Here is a 2,197-nt window from a genome sequence, read left to right as displayed (position 1 = left end):
CTTCCGCAAGGCCTCGATTGTCGCGGTGGCGATGACGGGCATGCTGCTGCTGCTGGTGGGCGCCCCCGAAGACGCGCGGGCGCAGGGCAGCGACGCCTCCGCCACGGAGGACACGTCCGGGGCGCCGGTGCGCCAGGTGCAGCCCAAGGAGGTGGCGCGCGAGGCGGGCGCGGAGGCGGAGCGGACGGCGCTGGGGCTGCGCCAGGGCTTCTTCAACACGCTCCCCAAGCTCACCGTGGCGCTGGTCACCCTGCTGCTCACCTGGATGCTGGCGCGGGCCTGCGGCCTGCTGCGCAGGGCGCTCGGGCGCTGGGAGAGAGCGGACGCCAGCGCGGCGCTGGTGAGCATTGGCGTGTGGCTGCTGGGCACCGGCATCGCGGTCAGCGTGCTGGCGGGCGACGTCCGCGCGATGCTCGGTTCGGTGGGCCTGGTGGGGCTGGCGCTCTCCTGGGCGCTGCAGACGCCCATCGAGAGCTTCACCGGCTGGCTGCTCAACTCCTTCCAGGCCTACTACCGGGTGGGCGACCGCATCCAGGTGGGCGAGGTGTTCGGCGACGTCTACGCCATCGACTTCCTGTCCACCACGGTGTGGGAGCTGGGCGGCCCGGAGCGGCCCGGGGCCGTGCAGGCGGAGCAGCCCTCGGGCCGGCTCATCACCTTCCCCAACAGCGAGGTGCTGACGGGCACCGTCATCAACCTCACCCGGGACTTCCCCTACGTCTGGGACGAGCTCCTCGTGCCCGTCGCCAACGAGTCGGACCTGCGCTACGCGCTGGACCTGCTGCGGCGGCTGGCGCTCGAGGTGGTGGGCGCGGACATGGCCGCCCCCGCCCGTCAGTACGAAGCCCTCCTGCTCAAGGCCCGGCTGGAGGGCGCGGTGGCGGACGTGCCCGAGGTCTACGTCTCGCTCGCCGAGTCGTGGACGAACATCTCCATCCGCTACCTCGTTCACGCGCGGCAGCGCCGCAAGTGGAAGAGCCTGCTGTCCGAGCGGGTCATGGTGGAGCTCAACCAGCCGGCCCACGCGGCCCACATCATCCCCGTGCTGCCGCGCCAGCAGGTGCAGCTGCTGGGGGCGGACGGGCGGCCCGCGGACGCGCCCACGCCGCGGCGGACCTGACGCGGGCCTGGGGCGGTGCGGGAGGGACGCGGCCCTTGCGCCAGCCCGTGGGCCAGCCAGGCCCTGGAGGTGCCGCGGGCCCCGCGAGTGACTAGCCTCAGCGGTGGGGCACCGGGAGCCCCCTCGGGGTGCCGCGCGAGCGGACGGGAGGCACACGGTGACGGGCTCACAGCCAACGCTCGCGGGGGTGGCGCGCTTTTGCGGTCGCGGCCTGCTCATCGCCGGCTTCGTGTACGTCGTCAGCCAGGTCGTCCAGGCGATGCCGCTCGTCTTCGTGTCGCTGTTCACCACGCTGCTGGTGACCAGCCTCCTCATGCCGGTGGCGGACCGGCTCGGCCGCTTCCTGCCGCGCACGGTGGCGGCGCTGGCCTCCCTGCTGCTGGCGGTGGGCGTCGTGGGAGGGCTGCTCGCCTTCATCATCCCGAGGACCGTTGCCCGCATCTCCGCCAACTCCGACACGCTGGCGCGGCGCCTGGAGAACCTGGCGCGCTCGCTCGCCGGGCTCCTCCCGGGCCCGCGGACCACGCTGAACGACCTCGGGGTGGAGGCCGAGGGGTGGGTGCGCCGGCACGCGCAGGAGCTGGCCCTGGGCGCGGCCAGCGGCTTGAGCTCGATTGCCGGGGTGCTCACCGGCTTGTTCCTGGTGCTGGCCCTCGTCTTCTTCTTCGTGAAGGACGGGCGCGGCATGGTGAGCGCGGCGCTCGCCCCGCTGTCACCCGAGCGGCGGCGGATGACTCGCGCCGCCCTGGAGGGCGCCTGGCGGACCCTGAGCGGCTGGGTGCGCGGGACGGTGCTGGTGGCGCTCATCGACGCGGTCGGCATCGGCGTGGGGCTGCTGCTCGTCCGCGTCCCGCTGGCCCTGCCGCTGGCCCTGCTGACCTTCCTGGGGGCCTTCGTCCCCATCATCGGGGCGCTGGTGGCGGGCGTGGTGGCGGTGGTGGTGGCCTGGGCCCTGGTCGGCATGAAGGCCGCCATCATCGTCCTGGCCATCGTGCTGGCCGTCCAGCAGTTGGAAGGCAACGTGCTGCAGCCCTTCATCATGGGCCGCGTCCTGCCGCTCCACCCGGCGGTGGTGCT

2 protein-coding genes are annotated in these 2,197 nt (G+C 73.5%); both read left to right on the top strand.

Annotation, left to right across the window (positions count from 1 at the left end):
* A partial coding sequence (locus ACLEQD_RS41855; protein ID WP_410391502.1) for a mechanosensitive ion channel family protein occupies positions 1–1,120 on the top strand: 1,120 nt, incomplete at its 5' end.
* 157 nt (positions 1,121–1,277) lie between these two features.
* Positions 1,278–2,197, top strand: a 920-nt coding sequence (locus ACLEQD_RS41850) for an AI-2E family transporter (RefSeq protein WP_410391500.1), incomplete at its 3' end; no start/stop codon positions are given.

It is taken from the genome of Corallococcus sp. 4LFB, assembly GCF_046520365.1.
GTDB lineage: Bacteria > Myxococcota > Myxococcia > Myxococcales > Myxococcaceae > Corallococcus > Corallococcus caeni.
This window is presented reverse-complemented; position numbering and strand designations above follow the sequence as displayed.